The sequence below is a fragment of the Leeuwenhoekiella sp. CH_XMU1409-2 genome (assembly GCF_037029365.1).
In the GTDB taxonomy this organism is placed as follows: Bacteria; Bacteroidota; Bacteroidia; order Flavobacteriales; family Flavobacteriaceae; genus Leeuwenhoekiella; species Leeuwenhoekiella blandensis.
The window spans coordinates 42,740-59,611 of record NZ_JAYMEI010000009.1; the positions used below are offsets into that span (position 1 = coordinate 42,740).

General features: G+C 41.1%; 8 protein-coding genes. 7 read left to right on the forward strand and 1 reads right to left on the reverse strand.

Translation table 11 applies throughout. The features are described 5' to 3' along the window. Positions 1-2: 2 nt before the first annotated feature. Positions 3-2,864 carry a glycoside hydrolase family 2 TIM barrel-domain containing protein gene (locus WA338_RS11025; protein WP_009781037.1) on the forward strand — a complete coding sequence of 954 codons (2,862 nt, stop codon included), beginning with the start codon at positions 3-5 and terminating at the stop codon, positions 2,862-2,864. An 8-nt stretch (positions 2,865-2,872) separates the two neighbouring features. Continuing rightward, positions 2,873-4,384, forward strand: a complete 1,512-nt coding sequence (locus WA338_RS11030) for a rhamnogalacturonan acetylesterase (RefSeq protein ID WP_009781036.1) — start codon at positions 2,873-2,875, stop codon at positions 4,382-4,384. A gap of 48 nt (positions 4,385-4,432) precedes the next feature. Here the strand turns inward: WA338_RS11030 and WA338_RS11035 are convergent, their stop codons facing one another. Next, positions 4,433-8,395 (reverse strand): hybrid sensor histidine kinase/response regulator transcription factor, encoded by a 3,963-nt coding sequence (locus tag WA338_RS11035; RefSeq protein ID WP_009781035.1) that lies wholly within the window; start codon positions 8,393-8,395, stop codon positions 4,433-4,435. Between the two features lie 254 nt (positions 8,396-8,649). Here WA338_RS11035 and WA338_RS11040 point away from each other — a divergent pair, with 254 nt between their 5' ends. The 5 genes from WA338_RS11040 to WA338_RS11060 all read left to right on the forward strand — a co-directional run bounded on the left by WA338_RS11040 (position 8,650) and on the right by WA338_RS11060 (position 16,771). Further along, complete coding sequence (locus WA338_RS11040) at positions 8,650-10,458, forward strand: glycoside hydrolase family 2 protein (RefSeq protein WP_273017042.1); 1,809 nt, start codon at positions 8,650-8,652, stop codon at positions 10,456-10,458. A gap of 115 nt (positions 10,459-10,573) precedes the next feature. Beyond that, the gene (locus WA338_RS11045; RefSeq protein ID WP_009781031.1) at positions 10,574-12,286 is read left to right on the forward strand and encodes an arylsulfatase; all 1,713 of its coding nucleotides are present in this window, start codon (positions 10,574-10,576) and stop codon (positions 12,284-12,286) included. Positions 12,287-12,304: 18 nt separating this feature from the next. Continuing rightward, positions 12,305-13,120: an alpha/beta hydrolase gene (locus WA338_RS11050; RefSeq protein WP_009781030.1), complete on the forward strand. Its 816-nt coding sequence runs from the start codon at positions 12,305-12,307 to the stop codon at positions 13,118-13,120. A 236-nt stretch (positions 13,121-13,356) separates the two neighbouring features. Further along, the gene (gene fucP, locus WA338_RS11055; protein ID WP_009781028.1) at positions 13,357-14,676 is read left to right on the forward strand and encodes an L-fucose:H+ symporter permease; all 1,320 of its coding nucleotides are present in this window, start codon (positions 13,357-13,359) and stop codon (positions 14,674-14,676) included. A 46-nt stretch (positions 14,677-14,722) separates the two neighbouring features. Next, the gene (locus WA338_RS11060) at positions 14,723-16,771 is read left to right on the forward strand and encodes a glycoside hydrolase domain-containing protein (protein WP_009781027.1); all 2,049 of its coding nucleotides are present in this window, start codon (positions 14,723-14,725) and stop codon (positions 16,769-16,771) included. Positions 16,772-16,872: the final 101 nt, after the last annotated feature.

Sequence of the window (16,872 nt, forward strand, 5' to 3'; positions counted from 1 at the left end):
TTATGAATTTAAAAACACGCTTATTTTCTATCTTTTTACTGGCGACGAGCACCTTTGTTTTTGCTCAGCAAACCGATAAAATAATGCTTTCGGGTCCCGATTTTGAACATCCTAAAACCTGGGATTTTAAAGTTTCTGAAGGTAATAACAGTGGTAAATGGTCTACCATAGAAGTTCCCTCACAATGGGAATTACAAGGGTTTGGTGAGTATACTTACGGTAGGTGGTATAAAGAATTGGAGCAAGATGAACCGAGTAAAGAAGAAGGTTTTTATAAGCTTGATTTTGAAATGCCGGCTTCAGCAAAAGGACAGCTTGTTACTATTCATTTTGGAGGTGTGATGACCGATACCGAAGTGAAAGTGAATGGAGAAGTCGTGGGACCTAAACATCACGGAGGTTTCTATGAGTTTGAATATGATATTACAGAGTTTCTGAAGTTTGGAGAAGAGAATATCTTAGAGGTTCACGTTTGGAAACACTCAGAAATTGGAAGCGTTAATAACGCAGAGCGAAAGGCCGATTGGTGGCTGTTTGGCGGGATTTATCGCCCGGTTTGGCTCGAGGTAAAACCACAAACACATATTGATCATATTGCAGTTGATGCGCAAATGGATGGCAGTCTAAAAGCTGTTGTCGATTTGGTGAATCCTTCAGAAAATCTAAAAATCCTTGCCTCGTTGCATCCGTTAGAAGGGAATGAAACTTTTGAGGTAAAAACCATTGACCTAACTGCCGAAACAGAGCAAACCATCGCTACACAATGGAGCGACGTAAAACTTTGGGATCCTGAAAATCCTAATTTATATACGCTGAAACTGGAATTACAAAAAAATGGGAAAACCGTGCATGAAGTTTCAGAACGCATTGGTTTTAGAACCTTAGATTTTAGAAAACGCGACGGTATTTATCTGAACGGAACCAAAATCGTGATGAAAGGAATTAACCGTCACAGCTTTTGGCCGGAAGGTGGCCGCAGTACCAGTAAACGCATCAGCGTGATGGATGTAAACCTGATCAAGGATATGAATATGAACGCAGTGCGTTTCCATTATCCGCCTGATGATCATTTTCTGGCAGCCTGTGATTCTTTAGGACTTTTTGTGCTCGACGAACTCGCCGGTTGGCAGAATGGGTACGATACCAAAACAGGAACGCAATTGGTTCAAGAAATGGTAGATCGTGATGTAAACCATCCTTCGGTGATCATTTGGGATCAGGGAAATGAAGGCGGATGGAACTACGAACTGGACGACGACTTTCAACAACACGACCCGCAAAACCGAATTGTAATCCATCCGTGGTCTGATTATAACGGTTGGGATACGCATCATTATCCAACCTATTTAACCGGTGTGCACCGCTTTGGAAGTGGAGAAAATGTATTTTTTCCTACCGAATTTATGCACGGAACTTATGACAACGGGATAGGAGCCGGACTCAAAGATTTCTGGGAACATTATAGTGAAAGTCCGTTGTTTGCCGGTGGATTTATGTGGGTGTATAGCGATGAAGCTGTGCTGAGAACCGACTGGACCGGCGAAGAGAAATTTGACTCCAAAGGCAACCTTGCTTCCGATGGTGTTTTAGGTCCGCATCGGGAGAAAGAAGGCAGTTTTTATACGGTGAAAGAAGTTTGGGCACCTGTACAATTTAAACCGAAAGCAATCACAGAAACCTTTGACGGAAGTTTCCTTGTCACCAATGCGTATTTATTTACCAACCTGAATACGGTGAAAATGGATTATCGGGTGATGGAAGCCGGAGCCGAAACAATGTACAATCCCAATACCAAGGCGACGGTTGTAACTTCTGGAGCGATCGATCTTCCGGATGCCGTACCCGGAGAAACCCGAAAGATCACAATGCCGGTAGCAGCGGATTTCTTTAAAGGAGATTGGCTTGAAATTACAGCAACAGATCAGCATGGGCGTGAGATTTATACCTGGACTTGGGCGATACATAAAGCAGATTATTTTGCTGATAAGTTGATCTATCAAGAAGCGGTTAAGAAATCGGCGAAAGCTACACAAGAAGAAAATCTGGTTACTTTAAAAAGTGAAAAAGTCACCTTAAAACTGAATACCAAAACAGGGTATATCACAGAAGTAAACAGCCAAAAAAGGAATATTCCTTTTGTAAACGGTCCCAAACCCATTGGGATGAAAGCTGAAGTAGAAAAGGTTACCTTAACCCAGGAGGATAAGAATGCAGTTTGCCGAATAGATTATAACGGTGGGATAGATCACATTACCTGGACGATGTATCCTGATGGCCGTGTACATATGGAAATGATTGCACTTAAAAATGCAGGTCGCAACAGTGGTTTTGACGGGGCATTTTATGAAGGCGATATCGACAAATTTGGGATCACCTTTGACTTTCCTGAAGAAGGCGTTGAAGGCATAACACTATTTGGTCGCGGGCCTTATCACACGTGGCGTAATCGCTTACAAGGTATTGAGTACGGTATCTGGGAAAAAGAATACAACACTACCATTACAGGAGAGAGTTTTGAAAATATGATTTACCCGGAGTTTAAAGGGTTTTATGCAAATTTCCTTGCTGGAAATCTTCAGGCAGGAGACAATAGCTTTAAGGTGTTTAGCGAGAGCGATAAATTATTCTTGCGTTTATTTACACCAGATGAAGCTCAAAACGGATTTAGAGGCAGTCATTTTCAGCCTTCATTTCCTCCGGGGAATATCTCTTTTATGTATGAGATTCCGGGGCAACGTGCCTTTAAACCTTTATCGCAACAAGGTCCTAGCAGTCAGCCTTCAAATATTAGGATCAAAAGTGGTGACGACGGGATCTCGATGAAACTTTGGTTTGACTTTAGAACAGATGTAGACTTTAAATAATTATAGATATGAGAATACTTTCAGCATTTTTAGTGCTTTTTTCAGCAGTACTTTTTACGAGTTGTGACACTGCGCAAGCGCAACAACCTACCGTGTATTGCGTGGGTGATTCTACAGTTAAAAATGGAAGCGGTAAAGGAGATGGCGGTCTTTGGGGCTGGGGCGATTTTATTGGTCAGTTTTTAGATACCACAAAAGTTAAGGTAGCAAATCACGCTTTGGGTGGGACGAGCAGTCGTACCTTTCAAAGCAAAGGGCTTTGGCAGCCGGTGTTAGACAGTTTACAAAAAGGTGACTATGTGTTGATTCAGTTTGGACATAACGATAGCGGAGCGCTTAATGATGATTCTCGCGCACGCGGAACCATCAAAGGAACCGGCGAAGAAACTGAAGAAATAGACAATATGCTTACCGGTGAGCATGAAGTTGTACACAGTTATGGCTGGTACATTCGTAAAGTGGTTACCGAAGCAAAGGCTAAAGGAGCTATTCCTGTAGTTATGGCGCCAATTCCGCGCAATGACTGGAAGGATGGTCAAGTACCGCGTAATGATAAAAGCTATGGCGGTTGGGCAAAACAAATCGCTGAAGAAGAGGGAGTAACTTTCATCAATCTTAATGATAAAATGGCTTCTGCAATGGAAGCTCAAGGTGAAGATGCAGTAACCGGAAACCTTTTTTACAAGCGGGACCACACGCATACTTCGGCTAAAGGAGCGGTTTTAGCAGCTTCTTTGATCGCAGAAGGACTTCAGGAAAGTGATAATTCGTTAAAAGAATATGTGCTTGAAAATCCTGAGATCACGCTTCCGCGAAAGCGCAATTTGTTCATCATCGGAGATTCTACAGTGGCCAGCAACGGCCAGGACGGTAAAGTAGGTTGGGGTGTGTATTTTTCACAGCATGTAGACACGACCAGAATGACCGTTTATAATAAAGCGCGAGGCGGAAGAAGCAGCCGTACTTTTAGATACGAAGGGCTTTGGGATGAAGTGAAAGAGCGTTTAGAACCCGGAGATTTTGTGTTGATGCAATTTGGGCATAATGATGGCGGGCGTGTAGATCAGCCTAAATATCGGGGTTCTCTAAAAGGGATGGGTGATGAAACTCAAGACGTCCAGCGCGATAGTACAGGTATCGAAACCGTGCATACCTACGGCTGGTATATGAAACAATACATCAAAGAGACCGAAGCAGCCGGAGCTACACCAATCGTATTGAGTATGATTCCGCGTAACGAATGGCCTAACGGAAAGGTGGAACGCCCAACCGAATCCTATGTGAAATGGGCTAAAGAAGCAGTAGATCAGGCCGGCGGACATTTCTTAAATCTAAATGAAGCGGTAGCTCAGAAATACGAAGCTATGGGTAAAGAAAAAGTAGCTGAGTTTTTCCCGGATGATCATACGCACACGAGTCACGACGGAGCAAAATTAAATGCGCTCACCGTAGCAGAATTGATCGAAGGCTTACGCCAGTCGGAGTTACGGGATTACATTTTTATCAAAAAAGACGAATAGTTATTAAGCCTCAAAAGCATTTACAAAGCCCGGATTTCCGGGCTTTTTTTATAGAATAGATTGATTGCTGTTAACATATTCTGATGGCGTCATTTGAAATTGTTTCTGAAAGTTACGACCAAAACTCGTAGCCGAATTATAACCTACGATTTCTGCAACTTCATAAATCTTGTAATTCTCGGTTTTGAGCAGTTCTGCGGCCTTTTTAAGGCGGGAGATATTGATGAGTTCGTTCGGACTTAAATTAGTGATTTCGGCAATTTTGCGATACAAGGTAGAACGACTCATATGCATGATTTCGGCCAGAGTTTCAACATTCAAATTAGAGTCGGCCATATTATTGGCAATAGTCTCATCTAGTTTTTTGATGAAAGCGTCGTCTGTTTTGGTATTGGCCATACTGCGCATATGCGCTAGAGGAGAAGTCGCATAATGCTGCATAATGTGCTTGCGATTCTCGATGAGGTTCGCCACTTGTTTCTTTAGGAAATCTACCGAGAAGGGTTTGCCTACATAGGCATCTGCACCAGACTCAAGACCTTCAATTTTAGCCGAAAGCGCATTTTTTGAAGTGAGTAGAATCACAGGGATATGACTGGTTTCTATATTGGTCTTTACTTCACGGCACAAGGTAAAGCCGTCTTTTACAGGCATTGCAATATCACTAATTACCAGATGCGCACTATGCTCTTCAAGCAATTGTAAAGCTATTTCACCATTGGGAGCGGCGTAAACCTGATAGGTTTCTTGAAGTTCTTTGGTCACAAATTCCCGGAGGTCTTGATTATCTTCTGCTACAATTACCACAGGTTTTGTTTCTGCGGAAGGTTTAACCGGTTTTTCGGGAGTTTTAAGAGGTTCTTCGGTTTCTGATTTAGGATCGAAGAGTTCAAAATGTTTCTTTTGATGCAGCGGAAGCGTAACGACAAAAGTATTTAAGCCATCGTTCTTTGTTTGAAGTTTTAGGCTGCCGTCGTGCATCTCGCTAAGCGAATGTGCCAGAGACAAACCAATCCCGGTACCTGCCTGATTTTGTCCTTCAGATAAGCGATAAAAAGGTTCAAAAATCTTTTGCTTCATCGTCTCGGGAATCAAGTATCCGTCATTTTTTACAATGATGCTAAAGTCTGTTTCGGTCTTTTCCAGTTGAAGATAAATATGCTTTTCACCATATTTGATTGCGTTACTCATCAGGTTACTCAATATTTTTTTCAGAGCCTCAGGATCAACAATTGCATTAACGTCAGATGCGAGATCAAGATGAAGTTGCATTTCCTTATCAGCTATTGCTTCGGTAAAGCGACTTTGGGTTTTGTGTACCAACTGGCTCACATCGGTCTTTACAAAAGAGAGGCTCATATTTTCAATTTCGGTCTTTCTAAAATCGAGTAGCTGATTCACCAGGTTAAGAATACGGTTGGTATTCTTGTTCATGATTTTTAGATTATCGGCGATTTCCGGATAAGCATCTTTGTACTTGAGAATTTTCTCTAACGGACTTTTTATAAGCGTTAGTGGTGTGCGAATCTCGTGTGAGATATTGGTGAAAAATTCAATTTTAGCCTGGTATACTTCTTTTTCTTTTTTGTCGTTGGCTTGCTTGATTCTTCGGTTATTTTTACGGGCGAGGTATAAATGGTAAACTCTAAAAACGGCTACAATGCCTAAAATCGCAAAAACAACATAACACACAAAAGCAAGATTGGTAAGGTAAAAAGGAGGCAGGATCTCTATAGCAAGTGGTTTGCTTTCTTCGCTCCAGACACCGTTACTGTTACGCGCTTTAACTTTTAAGGTGTAATTGCCGGGATTCAGTTTTGTAAAATGTACCGTGTTGTTATTTCCCAGATCGATCCAGTCATTAGACAAGCCATCGAGTTTGTACCAATAGCGCGTCATTTCTGGCGCTGTATAATCTAACGCAGCAAAATCAATACTAAACGAGGAGTCCTCTGGCCCTAAAACAAGTTTGTCAAGACTCGCCATAGACTCAAGTAGAATATCACCTTCTTCTTGCACAGCGATCTCTTTATTGTTGATCTGCAAGCCTGTCAAATATAAGGGTGCTTTATGAGCATCTTGGATAAAACTGGCAGGATCAAAGCGTATCATTCCATTAACGCTACCTGCGTAAATGCGACCTTGTTCATCTTTATGAATACTATTGTAATTGAATTGATTTCCTAAAAGCCCCTGAGCTTTGGTAAAGGTTTTAATGCCTTTAAGTTCCGGGTCAAAAGCGGTGAGTCCATTGGCAGTGGTTGCCCATAAATTACCCTTATCATCTTCGACGATGGCATAAAACACATTACTGGGAAATCCATCTTTTGTGGTGAAGGTTTCAAAAGTTTCGGTTTGTGGATTAAATAGATTGAGTCCGCTTTCAGTAGTAACCCATAGGCGCTGCGTATCATCTTCAAAGATTCCGTTAATATGATTATGACTTATGGTTTTATCTTGTGCATTTTCTTCTTGATAATAGCCTTTTTCTCCGGTTTTTGGATTGTAGTAGTACAAGCCAGCCCAATAGGATCCGGCCCATAACACGCCATTATGATCTTCTATAAAAGAGGTATAATGATAATTTTCAGGAAACTGATCACAAAGGATAAAGCTATCGGTTTTAGGGTCATAATATTTTACACCCCGTACGGTTGCCGCGTAAATTCGACCGCTACTGCTCTTGATGAGGGAGAATACAAAATTATTGCGCTCTTTCCCTAAATTACCAACTTGGTAATGTTTGAGTACGCGATTGGTATTAATGTCGATAACATCAATCCCGTTATCAAAAAAGCTTACCCAAATACGGTCACCATCAGGCATCAAAGCGTGTATGTTGTGATGCGTTAAAATACCGCCATCCTCTTTTGACTTAAAGTTGGTAAAACGGTCTGTTTTAGGGTTGTATTTACTCATTCCGTTATCTTCGGTACCTATCCACAACATCCCGTTTTGGTCCTCTTTAATTTCTCTTACCGCATTACCTACGATGGCATTTTGACCGGGTTTTGGAAAGTATTTTTTAAAGAAGCGATACGCAGGTGCGAAATAATTAATTCCGCCAAAATAGGTTCCCGCCCAAACGCCACCATTATTATCTACAGTTAACGTATAGACTGCATTGTCTGAAAGCGCATAACGGTCACTGATGTTTTTTTTGAGATTGGTATAAGCTTTAGTTTTGATGTTGAAAATATGAATTCCTGATTCTGAAGCAACCCATAGCTCATCATCGTTTTTTAGCACCAGATCGTGAATGTAAAACGGATTTTCAACCGGAAGGAACGGGCGTGATTCTTTGGTTTTTAAATCAAAAGCCAGTACTCCAAAATTGTGCGTACCCATCAATATGGTGCGCTCATCAAGCATCAATAATTTATTGATGTTAAATGCCGAAAGCTCGATGTTGTCTATATGAAAGCCTAAATGTTTAAAACTCGCGTCAGTCGGGTCATAGCGGTACAACTCGTCAAGGCTGGAAACAATAATGCCATCATCAGGAGTTTTTAAGAGTTTGGTCGCAACAAAATAATTGCTGGTAGGAAAGTCTGAGGTTTTATGGTTTGCTGTGTCGTATTTATAAAGCGTACCATTACCAATGTACCAGATATTACCGTCGCCATCGTACTCCAGGTCTTGAATGATGATGTCTTCGGTTCCCTCTAATAAAGTGAAATTCTCAAGTTTATAATCGTATCTAAATAAACCATTATCTGTTCCTGCATAAATATTGCCGTCGTACTCTAAAAGCGATTCTACATAATTTCCTAATAAATGCTTTTGATCATTGGGTTTATTCTGAAATCGTTTGAAGGCATATCCGTCAAAGCGATTGAGACCATCTTTGGTCCCAAACCATAAAAATCCTTTAGAATCCTGAAGGGAAGACAAAACGGTGTTGTGCGACAAACCGTTTTCTACCGTGTAATGTTCAAAATAGTAGTCCTGACCTAAGAGCAGTTGCGTCGAAAATAGGAGTGAAAAAAGCGAATAAATAATGTATTTCAAAACCTGAATATTTATGGGTTAAAAGATACAGCTATCAAAACAATAATACAGTTCAGCATCTCAACATATCGTCTCACAATACCCGTGAAATTTAAAAATATGCTGATTTTGAATGAATTTAATACCAAATTGATACGAAATCCTGATAAAATTAGGTGATTCTATAACGTACTTTGAAAAACAAATGTATGGTGTTCTTCAGAATTACAACGTTGTAATTTATAGAGACGTCCATTTTAATCCTAGTATTTAAGATGAAAAAAATTAAAGTTTTAGCCATTTTGGCTTTTGCTACATCGACACTCACGGCACAGTGGAAACCGGCCGGAGACAAGATCAAAACCAAATGGGCGTCCCAAATTGATGTCAATAACGTGTTGCCAGAATATCCACGGCCAATTATGGAGCGTGATGCTTGGCAAAACCTAAATGGTCTTTGGGAATATAGTATTCAGAAAAAAGGAGCTGCTGCTCCTAAAAGTTTTGATGGAGAAATTTTGGTACCCTTTCCGGTAGAGTCAAGTCTTTCTGGCGTGATGAAAGAAGTGGGTGCAGATCAAGAGGTATGGTATAACCGAGAATTTACAGTTCCTTCAAATTGGAAGAATAAAGAAGTAGTATTGCATTTTGGTGCGGTTGATTGGGAAACCGAAGTTTGGTTGAACGGAGTGAAAATAGGTTCGCATACCGGAGGGTTTACGCCATTCTCATTTGATATTAGTCCGTTTTTAAAGAGCGGAAAACAAGAGCTCACCGTTAAGGTTTGGGATCCTACCAGCGACGGTCCTCAACCCAGAGGAAAGCAAGTGAAAAATCCTGACGGAATCTGGTACACACCGGTAACCGGGATTTGGCAAACGGTTTGGTTAGAGCCTGTGAGTAAAAAGCATATCGAAGAGGTACACACGACTCCAGATATTGATCAAAGCACGATCTCTTTTGAAGTGGCCGCTGCAGGAACTACATACGGTGATGTTGTTGAGGTTAGTATTCTTGACGGAAATAAAACCCTTGCAACCACTAAGGCAGCCGTTGGTGAACCTATTGTGATGGCTGTTCCGGATGCTAAATTATGGTCGCCAGAATCTCCGTTTTTATACGATACTAAAATCACACTTCTAGACCACGGAAAGACTCAGGATGCGGTTGAGGGTTATTTCGCAATGCGTAAGATCTCTAAGAAAAGAGATGATAAAGGCATTATGCGTATGCAACTGAATAATAAGGATTACTTTCAGTTTGGTCCGCTTGATCAAGGTTGGTGGCCTGACGGTTTATACACCGCACCAACTGATGAGGCGCTTAAATACGATATTGTAAAAACCAAAGAATACGGTTATAATATGATACGTAAACACGTGAAAGTGGAGCCTGCACGCTGGTATACGCACTGTGATCGTTTGGGTATTTTAGTTTGGCAGGATATGCCTAACGGTGATAATTCGCACGACTGGCAAAATCGCGATTACCATAAAGGAAACGAGTTTGAGCGCAGCGCGCAATCAGAAGCGATCTACCGTAAAGAGTGGAAAGAAATAATGGATTATCTCTATTCATATCCAAGTATCGTGATCTGGGTGCCATTTAATGAATCTTGGGGGCAATTCAAGACTGTTGAAATTACAGATTGGACCAATGAATATGATCCTTCTCGTTTGGTAAATTCTGCTAGTGGAGGTAATTTCTTCCAGACCGGTGACATTCTGGATTTACACCATTATCCTGCGCCTAATATGTATTTGTACGATGCCAATCGTGTGAATGTAATAGGAGAGTATGGAGGAATCGGACTTCCACTGGAAGGACATCTTTGGAAAACCGGAAACAATTGGGGTTATGTAAAATTCAATAACTCAAAAGAGGTAACTGATGAATATGTAGCTTATGCAGAAAAGCTGAAAGAACTTGTAAGCGCCGGATTCTCTGGAGCGATCTACACACAAACTACCGATGTAGAAGGAGAGATTAACGGTTTAATGACTTACGATCGCGATATAGATAAGTTAGATGTCAAGCGCGTTAATAAGATCAATACCGAAGTGATCAATGCGCTTAATGAATAGGCTTCAGCATAACATTTAAAATTGGAAATCAGGATTTTCTAAAACGGGAATCCTGATTTTTTGATTTGAAAAGAATACATTTACAACAAAAGTAAAACGTTTTAGTTTTTTAAACATGTTACACCAGATACAACCATTAGGTAGAAAGATTTGTCTTTTTTCTACACTTTCACTTTTCTTCATCAATTGTAAAAATGATTCGGCTTCTGAAAATCAGACTGCTTTAGAAACACCACAAAAACCCAATATTGTAGTAATTATGGCAGACGATCTAGGTTTTTCAGATCTAGGCTGTTACGGTGGGGAAGTAGATACTCCGGCCTTGAATGGTCTTGCAGAAAATGGCTTACGCTTCAATGCCTTTTATAACACGTCGAGATGTTGCCCTTCTCGCGCGGCATTACTCACCGGGCAATATCCGCATCAGGCGGGGATAGGTCAGATGACGATGGATCGTAACCTTCCGGGATATCGAGGTCGACTTGATGAACAAACCGTAACCCTAGCTGAAGTTTTAAAAACTGCCGGCTATCAAACCGGAATGGTGGGGAAGTGGCACGTTTCACCAACAGAAAATTTGGGTGGAAATGAGCAGCTCGAGTGGTTAAATCATCAGACAGAAAAGGAAACGTTTTCAGATTTAGATACCTATCCTACAGCGCGTGGTTTTGATAAATACTACGGAAACATTTGGGGAGTGGTAGATTATTTTGATCCGTTTGCTTTGGTAAATGGTACAGAGCCGGTAAAAGAGGTTCCAAAAGATTTCTACTATACTGATGCCATCGGCGATTCTGCCGTTGCTTATGTTGACCATTTTGTAAGAGAAGAAAAGCCCTTTTTTCTTTATGTGGCCCATTGTGCACCGCATTGGCCCTTAATGGCACCCGAGGAAGAAATCAAGAAGTATGAGCAGGTCTACGACGAAGGCTGGCAAAAAATTAGAGAAGAACGCTATAAAAAACTTATTGAGAAAGGTATTTTTAAAGGAGACACAACCAAACTTTCTGAGTTTATGTTTCCCGACTTGAAGTGGGCAGAAAATGAGAATGAAAACTGGGATTCCCGTGCGATGGCGGTTCACGCCGCAATGATTGATCGAATGGATCAAAACATCGGGAAACTCATTGACAAGTTGGAAGCAACCGGCCAACTTGATAATACCGTAATTATGTTTATGTCAGACAATGGGGCAAGTTCTGAGCGTCCTTCACAATACGGCATTGGTTTTGACCGTCCTTCAGAAACACGTGATGGGCGCGAAATTCACTATCCTGTAAAGAAAAGTGAAGAACATCTTCCGGGACCAGAAACAGTGATGTCTGGTATTGGTCCGGTTTGGGCAAATGTGGCCAACACTCCGTTTAGATACTGGAAGGCCCGCGTTTATGAAGGTGGAATCACTTCGCCTTTCATTGTACACTGGCCGGCAGGAATCAAAGAACAGGGCATTGTGAAATCACAGGCAGCGCATATTATTGATATTATGCCTACCTTATTGGAGCTTTCAGGAGCGACTTATCCGGAGGAATTCAATGGAAATACGATCGACCCGTATATGGGAGAAAGTATGGTTTCGGCTTTTACAAATACAGAAGAAGCACCGATTAATGAAACGCTATTTTGGGAGCATTTTGGTGCAGCAGCCTTACGTCAGGGCGATTGGAAACTCGTTAAGCTTGACGGTAATGCAGATTGGGAATTGTATAATCTGAAAGAAGATCGTACAGAAATGAATAATCTCGCAGCAAAATATCCTGAGCGTTTAAAAGCGATGCAAGAAGAATGGAATACTATGGCCAAGGCAACAGATGTATTCCCGAATTAATTTGAAAATTTGAAAAGTATGAGAAGTATACGTGAAGTCATTCTAGCTTTGTTTTTGCTTATCTCTACGCTTACGTATGCAGGTAAATTAGAAACGGTTACCACGCACAGCGCTGCGATGAATAAAGACATTAAAGCAATGGTTATAACTCCAGATGCTTACGATACCTCAAAAGAATATCCTGTGGTTTATTTGCTCCACGGCCATTCCGGAAATTATACCGAGTGGCCAAAGCGAGCTCCACAATTGCTGGAATTGGCAGACACGTATCAGATGATTTTTGTGAGTCCTGACGGAAATTATAACAGTTGGTATTTTGACAGCGAGATAAAACCTGAAAGTCAATATGAGACTTATGTAGCTGAAGAATTAGTGGTGTGGATAGACAAGACCTACAATACCATAAAAGACCGAACCGGAAGAGCCATTACCGGCTTGAGTATGGGCGGTCACGGTGCGTTGTATCTGGCTTTTAAACATCAGGATGTTTTTGGCGCTGTGGGAAGTATGAGTGGAGGCGTAGACATTACACCCTTTCCAAATAACTGGGAAATTTCAGAATATTTGGGAACATATGCAGCGCATCAAGAACGTTGGGAAGCCAATAGCGTGATCAATATGACATCATTGTTAACGCCCAATGCCTTACAACTCATAATTAGTTGCGGGACGGCAGATTTCTTTTATGATGCCAATGTAAAACTTCATAACAAACTGGAGTATATGAATATTCCGCACCGATTTTTAACTACGCCCGGTGGTCATACGTGGGATGTTTGGCGGGATGCGATCAAGTATCATTTGCTGTTTTTTGATGCTTATTTCAAGCCTTGATCACTATAGAACTTTGATCTTAGAACAGCATATTTAAATCAAGCTTCAACATTTAATTTTTGATTTAAAGAAAAACGTTTAGATTTACAAAAGTAAAACGTTTTAGTGAAAACGATATCGAGATCGTTTTCGTTAAAAAGCAAACAAGTATAAAAAGTTTTAAAATTTAGAATTCTTGTACTACAACGATTGTGTAGTGCGATGATTTTAAAAAGCACAGATTCAAATAGTTTATAATGAATAAAACGCAAGCAACTCCGGTTGTACCTAAAAAATTACTACTTCCTTTTATTTTGGTGACCTCGTTATTTGCCCTTTGGGGTTTTGCAAATGCGGTTACAGATCCTATGGTTCAGGCTTTTAAAAAGGTGTTAGAGTTGTCCAATTCACAAGCCGCCTGGGTACAGATGGCTTTTTACGGAGGATATTTTTGCATGGCGCTTCCGGCCGCTTTATTTGTACGTAAGTTCTCGTACAAATCTGGAGTTCTGGTTGGTCTCACGCTCTACGCCGGCGGCGCCTTATTATTTTATCCCGCAGCAACTACAGGACTTTTCTGGTTTTTCTGTTTGGGCTTGTATATTCTAACCTTTGGTCTGGCATTTTTAGAGACTACAGCAAACCCTTACATCTTAGCGATGGGTGATCAAAAAACGGCAACCCAACGTTTGAACTTAGCACAGGCTTTTAATCCCGTAGGGTTGATCGTAGGCTTACTCGCGGCAAAGTTTTTTGTACTTGATCTATTGCAGTCTGATGATGTTGAGAACTTTTCGGCTCTGCCCGAAGCACAAAAGTTATTGATCAAATCTGCAGATCTTATGGTAATTCGTAATCCATACGTGATCTTAGGTCTGGTTGTTTTAGCGATCTTGATTCTTATCGCCGTAAATAAAATGCCTCAGGCTAAAGGAGATGGGGAAATACCTAGTGTTAAAGATACTTTTGCAGAGCTTTTTAAAAATAAGAAATATACGCTCGGAGTACTTTCTCTGGTGCTGTATATGGGCGCACAAATTGGCTGCTGGACCTATATTTATCAATATGCCGAGTCTAAAGGAATTTCCAGTTCTACCGCTGCAAATTATCAATTAGGAGCTTTTGTTTTGTTCACCGTGGGGCGTGCTATAGGTACCTATTTGCTCAAGTTTATGAGTTCAGGGAAACTCCTGAGCTATTTTTCAGCTCTTGGTGGGGTATTCACCTTAGGAGCTGTGATTTTAGAGGGAACCGTAGGACTCTATAGTTTAGTGATGGTATCCTTGTTCCTTTCGGTAATGTTCCCTACGATTTATGGGATCGCTTTAGAGGGTTTAAAAGAAGATCAATCAAAAATTGGTGCCGCAGGTTTGGTTATGGCCATTGTAGGTGGCGCGCTTTTACCAAAACTTCAAGGAATGATTATCGACCTTGGTGGCGTTGGTGTTAACGATATCACCGTTTTAGGCCTTTCTGAAATGAACCTTTCGTTCTTACTGCCGGTGCTTTGTTTTACGCTTATCGCGATCTACGGAGTCTGGATTCATAGAAAACATAACATTGCCGAAACAGTTTAATGTTGCTAAATCCTAACTTTAAAGAATAACCACTGAAGCCTTCTTAATGAAAAATTATATAGCGGTACTTTTTACTTTAGTATTGGCCTTTACGAGCGTTGCGCAAGAGTCATTAACAGATTATGTCAATGTGTTTTTGGGAACCAGCGGTGACCACGGGCAGATGTCTCCATCGGCGACTACGCCGTTCAATATGATGAATTTAGGCCCGCAAACCAATCCGCATCAACATACGGGTTACGAGTATTATGCAAAGCAGTTTGACGGTTTTACACATACCCGAATGGAAGGTGTGGGCTGTACAGGTAGCGGTGGTAATATTCTCATTAAACCCATTTTAAATGCAGAAGTAAGTACCAAGCTTATCAAAAAAACGCAAGATGCAGTTCCCGGTTTTTACCATGTGAATTTTGAAAATGGAATTGACGCCAAACTCACCGTAGCCCAAAATTTAGGGATGCATCAATACAGCTTTCCTAATGCGAATAGCGGACTGTATATCGACCTTTCTTTTGCGCTGAGTAATCGTTTTGTTGCTGAAACACACGAGATACGTCGCAACTTGATCTCAGGATATATGGACACCAAAACTACCTGCCACGCCGGAACCTATCGCATTTATTATGCGATTAAATTACCGGAAGAAGCTCAGATTCAGAACGTAGGGGAGCACCAATTGATGGTAAAAGGTTTGGGGGATGCTGCTGAAGTTCAGGTAGGTTTTTCTTCAGTAAATGAAGGCTACGCTAAAAAACGCATTACTTCAGATGATTTTGAGACTTTAAAAGGAAAGGCTTCCGCAAGTTGGAATGCTTATTTGAACACCATTGAAGTTTCTGGTGAAAAAGATCGCCTGCAATTATTCTACTCGCTGTTGTATCGAACTGCGCAATCTCCGTTTTTAGTTTCCGAAGAAGACGGCACGTTTAGAGCCACAGATGGTTCTGTGCAAAATGAGGATTATAAAGTCTATAATGGTTGGGCGATTTGGGATAATTACCGCGAGCAGTTGCCGTTTTTATCGTTAGCGCATCCTGAAGTTTATCAGGATATCACGACCAGTATTGCCAATTTATACCGTTTTGGGAAAAAGAATTGGGCTACAGAGCACGAGACTTCACCTACGGTACGCACAGAACACGCGATGGTGGTGTTACTCGACGCTTATAAAAAAGGCTATGACGTCGATTTTGAAGCTATCAAAGATTCACTGCTTTATGAAGCAGATCATTTAGATTTTGGCGCTCCTGATAAAGCTTTAGAGTCGTCTTACGATCTCTGGGCGATGAGTGAAATCCTCAAAGCGACAGGTGACCAAACAGCGAGTAAAAAGTATCTAGATAAAGCTTTAGATTATAAAGCCTATTGGGATAAAGATTTTAAAGATCTGTCAAAAAGTGATGTAGATCGAATGCAAGCACGTGGCTTGTATCAAGGGACGATCTGGCAATACCGCTGGTTTGTGCCTTGGGATGTAAACGGGTTACAAGAATTGGCAGGTGGTGCCGAAACTTTTGAGAACCAATTAGACCAGTTTTTTGAAGAGTTTAATTACAATCACGCCAATCAGCCAGATTTGCAAGTTCCGGGATTGTACAATGCGACCAGCCAGCCTTGGAAATCACAAAAGCTCTTTAGAGAAATTCTTTTGGATACCGTGGTGCAAACCTACTTTAACGACAACAGCAAAGGGATAGATCCTTATGTGGGCCGCATTTATCAGAACAAACCCAAAGCCTACTTGCGTACGATGGATGATGATGCAGGAACGATGTCTTCGTGGTTTGTGCTTCACAGTATGGGGCTTTCGGTGGCAAATGTGGGAAGTCCGGTTTACTATCTAACAGCACCTATTTTTAAAGAAGTAAAACTGAATCTTGCCCCAGGTAAAACTTTCAGTATTTCAGTAAAAAATTATAACAAGGAGCATTTCTATGTGAAATCGGTGACCCTTAATGGAAAGGCTTTAAACCGAAATTGGCTCACGCATGAAGAGTTGACTTCCGGCGGAAACTTGATCATCGAAACAGCAGCTACGCCCAATGAAGATTGGGGGACCAAAGATAAGTTTATATCAAAAGTTGAATTAAACTAGTGTGTGTGATAGCGGGGCTTCTTAATTGAAGTCTCGCTATTTTTTTAGTCGTATGCTATATCGATTGCGTATATTTAAACGTATAACTAACAGTTAATTAA

Excerpts from the sequence above, each read along its gene's own strand:
- WA338_RS11040 (WP_273017042.1), top strand. The coding sequence starts at position 8,650 with ATGAAAAAAATTAAAGTTTTAGCCATTTTGGCTTTTGCTACATCGACA.
- WA338_RS11060 (WP_009781027.1), top strand. The coding sequence starts at position 14,723 with ATGAAAAATTATATAGCGGTACTTTTTACTTTAGTATTGGCCTTTACG.
- fucP (WP_009781028.1), top strand. The coding sequence starts at position 13,357 with ATGAATAAAACGCAAGCAACTCCGGTTGTACCTAAAAAATTACTACTT.
- WA338_RS11025 (WP_009781037.1), top strand. The coding sequence starts at position 3 with ATGAATTTAAAAACACGCTTATTTTCTATCTTTTTACTGGCGACGAGC.
- WA338_RS11050 (WP_009781030.1), top strand. The coding sequence starts at position 12,305 with ATGAGAAGTATACGTGAAGTCATTCTAGCTTTGTTTTTGCTTATCTCT.
- WA338_RS11030 (WP_009781036.1), top strand. The coding sequence starts at position 2,873 with ATGAGAATACTTTCAGCATTTTTAGTGCTTTTTTCAGCAGTACTTTTT.
- WA338_RS11045 (WP_009781031.1), top strand. The coding sequence starts at position 10,574 with ATGTTACACCAGATACAACCATTAGGTAGAAAGATTTGTCTTTTTTCT.